Source organism: Micromonospora mangrovicola (assembly GCF_047200535.1).
Taxonomy (GTDB): domain Bacteria; phylum Actinomycetota; class Actinomycetes; order Mycobacteriales; family Micromonosporaceae; genus Micromonospora.
The window spans coordinates 129,094-135,519 of sequence record NZ_JBJZOG010000006.1 but is presented as its reverse complement, the minus strand read 5'-3'; the positions used below and the strand labels follow the sequence as shown (position 1 = coordinate 135,519).

Here is a 6,426-nt window from a genome sequence, read left to right as displayed (position 1 = left end):
CCCCCCCCCCCCCCGGTGGCCCGCCGGGTCGGCCTGCCCCGGCGGATCGTGACCATCCTGGAGGGCGAGAGCCTGATCAACGACGCCACCGCGCTGGTGCTGCTCCGGGTGGCGATCGTCTCCGCCACCGCCACGACCGGCGGGGTCGGCGTCCTCGACGTGGGCCGGGAGGTGCTGGTCGCCAGCGGCGGCGGCATCCTCGTCGGCCTGCTCGGCGTGGTCGTCTTCGGCTACCTGCACAAGCGGACCACCGACGCCGTGCTGGACAACGCGCTGTCGCTGATCGTGCCGTTCGCGGTGGTCTTCGCGGCCGAGGAGATCCACGCCTCCGGGGTGGTCGCGGTCGTGGTGACCGGCCTGGGTATCGGGCACAAGCTGCCGCTGCTGATGTCGGCCGCTTCCCGGCTCCAGGTCGCCGCGTTCTGGCGGCTGATCACCTTCCTTCTGGAGGGGCTGGTCTTCCTGCTCGTCGGCCTGCAACTGCGCGAGGTGGTGCGCGACCTCGAGGAGCCGTTGGGCTTCCTGGCCGGGATCACCGCGGCAGTGCTGGCCGCCGTCATCCTGTCCCGCTTCGTCTGGCTCTTCCCGGCCACCTACCTGGCCCGGCTGGTGCCCCGGCTACGCCGCCGCGACCCGGCGCCGCCCGTGCAGGCCCCCATCGTCATCGGCTGGGCCGGGATGCGGGGCGTGGTCACCCTCGCCGCCGCCCTCGCCCTGCCGCTCACCCTGGCCGGCGACCGGCCGTACCCGCGGCAGCTCTTCATCTGGCTGGCCTTCTCGGTGATCGTGGTCACCCTGGTCGGGCAGGGCGCCACCCTGCCCGCGGTGGCCCGCCGGCTCAAGCTGCCCCCGGACGACCCGGTGCAGGACGCACTCTCCGCCGCCGCCGTGCAGCAGCAGGCCGGCCGGGCGGCCCGGGAACGCCTGGACGCGCTGGCCGAGGGCGCGCCCGCCGCGGTCGTCGAGCGGCTGCGCGGGCTGGTGCAGAGCCGGACCAACCTGGCCTGGGAGCGGCTCGGCGGCACCGCGCGGGAGACCCCCTCCCAGGCGTACGGTCGGCTGCGACAGGAGATGATCGACGCCGAGCGGGAGGTCTTCCGGGCCGCCCGCGACTCCGGGCGGATCCCGGAGGAGGTGCTGGTCCGTGCCTATCGTGACCTGGACCTGGAGGAGTCGTTGCTGCGACAGGAGACCAAGGGATGAGCTGCCAGCACCTGGCCGAGGCGGGCGACGCCACGCCCGCGACCATGACCGAGTGCCCGGACTGCGTCGCCGTCGGCAACGACGACTGGGTCCACCTGCGGTCCTGCCTCACCTGTGGGCACGTGGGCTGCTGCGACTCCTCGCCGTACCAGCACGCCAGCAAGCACTTCGAGAACACCGGGCACCCGGTGATGCGCTCGATCCAGCCCGGGGAGTCGTGGCGCTGGTGCTTCGTCGACGAGGAGATCGGCTGACGGTCAGGTGAGACGGCGGGCGAGAACCTGGCCGGGCCACGGCGCGCGGCCCGGCCGCTCGACGGTGAACGGGTCGGTGGCGGTGAAACCGCAACCCTCGTAGAAGCGGACCAGCGCCCGGTCGTCACCGCCGTAGCAGTCCACCCGCAGCAGCCCCAGGCCGCGCTCGCCGGCCAGCTCCGCCGCGTACGCCAGCAGCCCCGCCCCGATCCCGTGCCCCGCGTACGCCCGGTCGGTGACCAGCAGGTTCACGTACAGCTCCGGCTCGGTGGCCGGCGGGACGTACGCGGTGGCCTTCCCCACCACCAGCGCGCCCACGGCGGCGTCACCGAGCATCGCCAGGTACAGGCCGCCGCCGGCGGCCCACGCGTCGGCCTGGGCGATCCGGCGCGGATCGGCCGACGCCGGCTCGGTGCCCCACTGGCCGGTCCGGCCGCGCGCCACCAACCAGGCGGTGGCGCTGTCGAGCAGCCGCAACACGGTGGCGGCGTCCTCCGGCCCGCCCGGACGGATGGTGACGGTCTGCTGGTCGGTCATGCCGCCATGCTGCTACACGGCGGCGGCCGGCCGGTCGTCGGCCACCGCCGGCGCGTCGACCCCGCGGTTGGCGAGCGCCCACCGGGTCAGCGCCGGGGCGGCCAGGCCGACCATCGCGAACAGCGCGCCGAGCACCAGCCAGCCGGGCACCCCGCCGCGCAGCACCAGCAGGGTGAGCAGCGCCGGTCCGGCCGCGCGGGCCAGGCCGGCGAGCAGCCCGTCCGCCCCGTGGTACGCGCCGAGCGCAGCCGGTGCGGCCAGGTCGTAGGCGAGGCCCGCCGCGGCGGCAGCGTGCCACAGGTCGCCGAGTGTCCAGACCGCCGTGGCGAGCAGCAGCAGCGCGACCGCCGCGACGGTGGGCAGGCCGGCGGTGGCCGCGTAGAGCGGGGTCGCCGCCGCCAGCACCAGACCGGCCCGGCGCAGCTTCCGGGCGGCCGGGGCGGCGGTGTCCGCGCCCCGGCTGAGCCGTACCGCCAGCAGCACGGTGAGCACCGTGTTGGTCAGCAGCACCGCCGACACCACCGGCGGCGGCGCGCCGGCCCGGGTCACCGTCCACAGCGGCACCACGAGGGTGAGCGTCGTCAGGTGCAGGGTCAGCACCGCGGACGCCCCGCTCACCGCGAGGAACCGCCCGTCGCGCAGCACGCCACCGCGCCGGAGGGCGCCGCGCCGGGCCCGTCGACCGCCGCCGGCCGGCGGCGGGTAGGCCGGCAGCCGCAGAAGCAGGGCCGCCGACAGCAGATAGGTCGCCGTGTTCCCGACCACCAGCACCTGGTACGCCCGGTGGGTGTCCGCCACCAGCGCGAACCCGGCCACCGCCGTGCCGACCGCGATACCCAGGTTGGCGGCCGCGCGCAGGGTGGCGAAGGCGTGCACCCGGCCGCCCGGACCGGCCACGGCGGCGACCAGCGCGGCCCGGACCGCCAGATTGCCCGAGGTGAGCAGCGCGTCCAGCACCGCCACCGCGACGAACACCGGGAACGAGTCGACCAGCAGGTACGCCGCCGCCACGGCCGCCTGGCACACCTGGAGTGCCGCCCGCAGCGTACGCGGGTCGCGGCGGTCGGCCAGCCCGCCCAGCGGCACGCTGGCGGTGAGCCCGACCAGTCCGGCGACGGTGAGTCCGGCGCCCACCGAGGCGGGGGAGAGCCCCACGTCCCGGGTCAGGTAGAGCGCCGCGCCGGCCAGCCAGAGCCCCGAGCCGACCGTGTTGGCCAGGGTGGCCAGGGACAGGGTGCGTAGCCGGCCGGGGGGCGGTAGCAGCGAGCGGCGACCCATCAGCGCCGGGCCGGCACGGCCGCAAAGACTCCGTCGACGGTCATGCCGCCGACCCTAGGCAGGGCCGGGTCGGGCCGGTGACCCCGAGGAAGGCGATGCCGGTCACACCGGGTGGCCGCCTAGCTCCCGGGCGCGGCCACCGTCCCCGGGACCCTCACACCGCCCCGGCCCGTTCCCACGGCTGCGGCACCCGCACCGACGCCATGCCGGCCGCCGTCGCGGCCCGCACGCCCAGGTCGGCGTCCTCGAAGACCAGGCAGTCCTGCGGCGGCACGCCGAGCAGCCGGGCGGCGAGCAGGAACGGCTCCGGGTCGGGCTTGGCCCGCGCGTAGTCGCCGGCACAGACCAGCACCTCGAACCGGTCGAGCAGACCCAGCGCGGTGAGCGAGGCGGTGACCGAGTCCCGGGCGCCGCCCGAGACGACCGCGAACGGAATCCGCCCGTGGGCGTCCTCGATGTGCGCCAGCACGTCGGGCACGGCGGTCACGTCGGGCAGCGACCGCTGGTAGAACTCCTCCCGGCGCTGATCCACCGTGTCGACCGGCATGGCCAGCCCGTGCCGCTCGTTGAGGGCGGCGACGATTTCGGCCGGTGGGCGACCGCCCCAGGCGTAGAACAGCTCCTCCGGGAACTCACAGCCCCACTCGTCCAGCGCGGCCCGCCAGGCGACGTAGTGCAGCGGCATCGAGTCGACGATGGTGCCGTCGCAGTCGAACAGGTACGCGCGGAAGTCGCCGGGCGGCAGGGGCAGGGTCATCGGTGCAGCGTACGGCCGCGCCCGGAAACCCGCTGGCCCGTGGGGTGCCGCTCTGGTTGGGTAAGGGCCGTGGAGCAGAGCAGGACCGCCCGCCCCGACGAGTTGACCGAGGTGCAGCGGATCGAGACGGCCTCCGGGGGGCCGTTCCGCGAGATCGGTATGACCGACATCGCCGACATGCCGCCGCTGCCGCTGGACGTGCTGGCCCCAGCCCAGCGGGACGGGCGGATCCGGGTGGCGGTCGACGCCGACGACCGGCCGGTCGCCTTCGCAGTGGTCGAGCTGGTGGACGGCTGCGCGCACGTGCAGCAGCTCAGCGTCGACCCGGCGTACGCCCGGCGGGGGATCGGCGGGCGGCTGCTCGACGACGTGGCCGGCTGGGCTGCCGGACGAGGGCTGCCGGCGCTGACCCTGACCACGTTCCGCAGCGTGCCGTTCAACGGGCCGTACTACGCCCGCCTCGGCTTCCGGGAGCTCAGTGGCGCGGAGATCACCCCGGGGCTGGCCGAGCGGCTGGCGGCCGAGGCGGCGATGGGCCTGGACCCGGCCGACCGGATCGCCATGCGCCGCCCGGTCGGCTGACCGCCGGCGCCCCGCCCGCCGGTCGGTCGTCAGCGGCGTCCGGGGCGCGGGCCGCCGCACAGATGCACCCGGTCGTCCCGGTCGCGGGAGATCCGGGCAGCGCGGAACAGGTCGGGGCGGGTCGGCCCGGACGGTGGCCGCGGCGGCGTCGCGGCTGGTCCATCGGACCCGGACCCGCTGCCCGACCAGCGCCGTCACCGGTCCACCCCGGCAGTGGCCAGGCGTTCGGTGGCCAGGCAGGAGACCAGGCAGCGTTCCTTGGCGTCGCCGGTCAGCCGGGCCGTCCAGTCGGTGAAGCCGCCGTCGCCGACCTCCAGGGCCCCGTCGTCGACGGTGAGGCGCAGCGCCGCGCCGGTGTAGTAGCCGCGCCCGCGTTGCCGCTCCGGCTCGGCGTGCAGCCGGACCCCGTCGACGGTGAGGGCCGGCCGGACCGTGTCGGCGAGCCGTTCACCGACGGCCGGGTCGAGAGCCGTCGTGTGCAGGCGGGGCGCGGCCGGTGCCGCCAGGTCGGTGAGGACGCGGTGCCACCAGGTCAGGTGCCGGATCAGCAGCCGCGCCTCGGTCCGTCCCGACCCGGCGTCGCGGGCGCTGGAGACCAGCGTGAAGAGCCGGAAGTGCGCCGACACGCCGGGTCCGAAGTCCTGCGCCCGCAGCACCCGGTGCACGGCGGCCAGGTGCACCTCGTCGGCGTGCCGCCGGCGGACGGCCGCCTCGACCGCGAGGGCGTTCGTCGGGTCGCTCAGCACCTCGGTGCCCCGCATGGTGGTGACGATCCGGTCCTGGCTGACCGGCGCGACGGCGGCGCAGGTGCCGAGCGGGGCGACCGGGGACAGTTCCACGCCGGCGACGTCGGCCGGCAGCAGCGCCCAGATCCGCGCCTCCAGCCGGGACAGCACGCGGGGGTCGACGGAAGCGGGTCGGACGAAACGGTCCTCGCGCCAGCGGCGGAGCACGCCGGCCGGACGGACGGCCGTCGCGCGGTCGCGGGCCACCGTCAGCAGCAGGGTCCGCAGGTCCGTCGCGGGCAGTCCGGCCAGCGCGGCGCGGGTGCCGGCCGGCAGTGCCGCCCACACCCGCCGCTCCGCGCCGGAAAGCTCCTCCACGGCCGCCACCATGGCGTACGCGCTCGGCGTGTGTCCACCGGTTTCGGCCCCGTCAGGCGGGCAGCGCGACGTGGCGTGCCCGAGTGGCCGGCACTCTCACGCGCCGTCCAACGATCGGCGAACATGCTGGCGTGCTCGGTGAACCTGCGACTTCACGGTGCCGACCGGCATCGCGAGCTGCGAGGCGATCTCGTCGTAGTCGAGCTGGCACAGGTCCCGGAGGATCAGGGCGGAAACCAGGTTGGGCCGGTGCGCGTCCAGTCGTTCGAGCGCGTCCAGCAGGTCCAGGCGAGAGCCTGCGATGACGCTCGTGGTGCGCGGATCAGGGAGACTCATCGGCAGTTCCCCGTCCGTACGCTCGGCGGCGCGCCGTTTCAGTGAGCGATACGTCTGCCGGGCGCAGTTGGCGACGATGACGTGCAACCAGGTCGAGAATTTCGACCGCCCCTCGAACCGGGTGATGTTCCGCGTGACTTGGAGCAGCGCATCCTGGCACGCCTCCTCCGCGTCCTGGAGGCACGGCAGAAACCGTCCACACTGTCGGAGCACGTCCGGCCCGATGCCCGCCAACAACGCGTCGAGCGCCCTGGCCTCACCAGCTGCGGCTCGTCGCGCGAGGAGCTCGATCTCCGGGCTGAATGCCATGCTGGCTCACTCCTTTGGCATGTGTTTGACAGCACCGGCCGGACTGGCGGCCGACGTATAGTACGGC

The 6,426-nt window shown here is 75.3% G+C and carries 8 protein-coding genes; 3 read left to right on the top strand and 5 right to left on the bottom strand.

Features of this window, described 5'->3' with window-relative positions; genetic code table 11:
- Positions 1-1,203, top strand: a 1,203-nt coding sequence (locus ACL02O_RS04620) for a cation:proton antiporter (protein WP_412816680.1), incomplete at its 5' end; no start/stop codon positions are given.
- On the top strand, positions 1,200-1,457 hold the full coding sequence (locus tag ACL02O_RS04615; RefSeq protein WP_412816679.1) for a UBP-type zinc finger domain-containing protein: 258 nt from the start codon (positions 1,200-1,202) through the stop codon (positions 1,455-1,457). The genes ACL02O_RS04620 and ACL02O_RS04615, both read left to right, overlap by 4 nt.
- Before the next feature lie 3 nt (positions 1,458-1,460).
- On the opposite strand, the gene ACL02O_RS04610 is transcribed toward ACL02O_RS04615, so the two are convergent.
- The 3 genes from ACL02O_RS04610 to ACL02O_RS04600 form a co-directional block, all read right to left on the bottom strand.
- Positions 1,461-1,994, bottom strand: coding sequence for a GNAT family N-acetyltransferase (locus tag ACL02O_RS04610; RefSeq protein ID WP_412816678.1), 534 nt, complete (start codon positions 1,992-1,994; stop codon positions 1,461-1,463).
- Between the two features lie 12 nt (positions 1,995-2,006).
- Positions 2,007-3,272: an MFS transporter gene (locus ACL02O_RS04605; RefSeq protein WP_412816677.1), complete on the bottom strand. Its 1,266-nt coding sequence runs from the start codon at positions 3,270-3,272 to the stop codon at positions 2,007-2,009.
- Positions 3,273-3,426: 154 nt separating this feature from the next.
- Entirely contained in the window at positions 3,427-4,029 is a 603-nt protein-coding gene (locus tag ACL02O_RS04600) for an HAD family hydrolase (RefSeq protein ID WP_412816676.1), read from the bottom strand.
- A 69-nt stretch (positions 4,030-4,098) separates the two neighbouring features.
- Here ACL02O_RS04600 and ACL02O_RS04595 point away from each other — a divergent pair, with 69 nt between their 5' ends.
- Positions 4,099-4,611: a GNAT family N-acetyltransferase gene (locus ACL02O_RS04595; protein ID WP_412816675.1), complete on the top strand. Its 513-nt coding sequence runs from the start codon at positions 4,099-4,101 to the stop codon at positions 4,609-4,611.
- A 194-nt stretch (positions 4,612-4,805) separates the two neighbouring features.
- Here the strand turns inward: ACL02O_RS04595 and ACL02O_RS04590 are convergent, their stop codons facing one another.
- Positions 4,806-5,714, bottom strand: a complete 909-nt coding sequence (locus tag ACL02O_RS04590; protein WP_412816674.1) for a hypothetical protein — start codon at positions 5,712-5,714, stop codon at positions 4,806-4,808.
- Positions 5,715-5,810: 96 nt separating this feature from the next.
- Positions 5,811-6,359, bottom strand: coding sequence for an RNA polymerase sigma factor (locus ACL02O_RS04585; protein WP_412816673.1), 549 nt, complete (start codon positions 6,357-6,359; stop codon positions 5,811-5,813).
- Positions 6,360-6,426 lie beyond the last annotated feature (67 nt).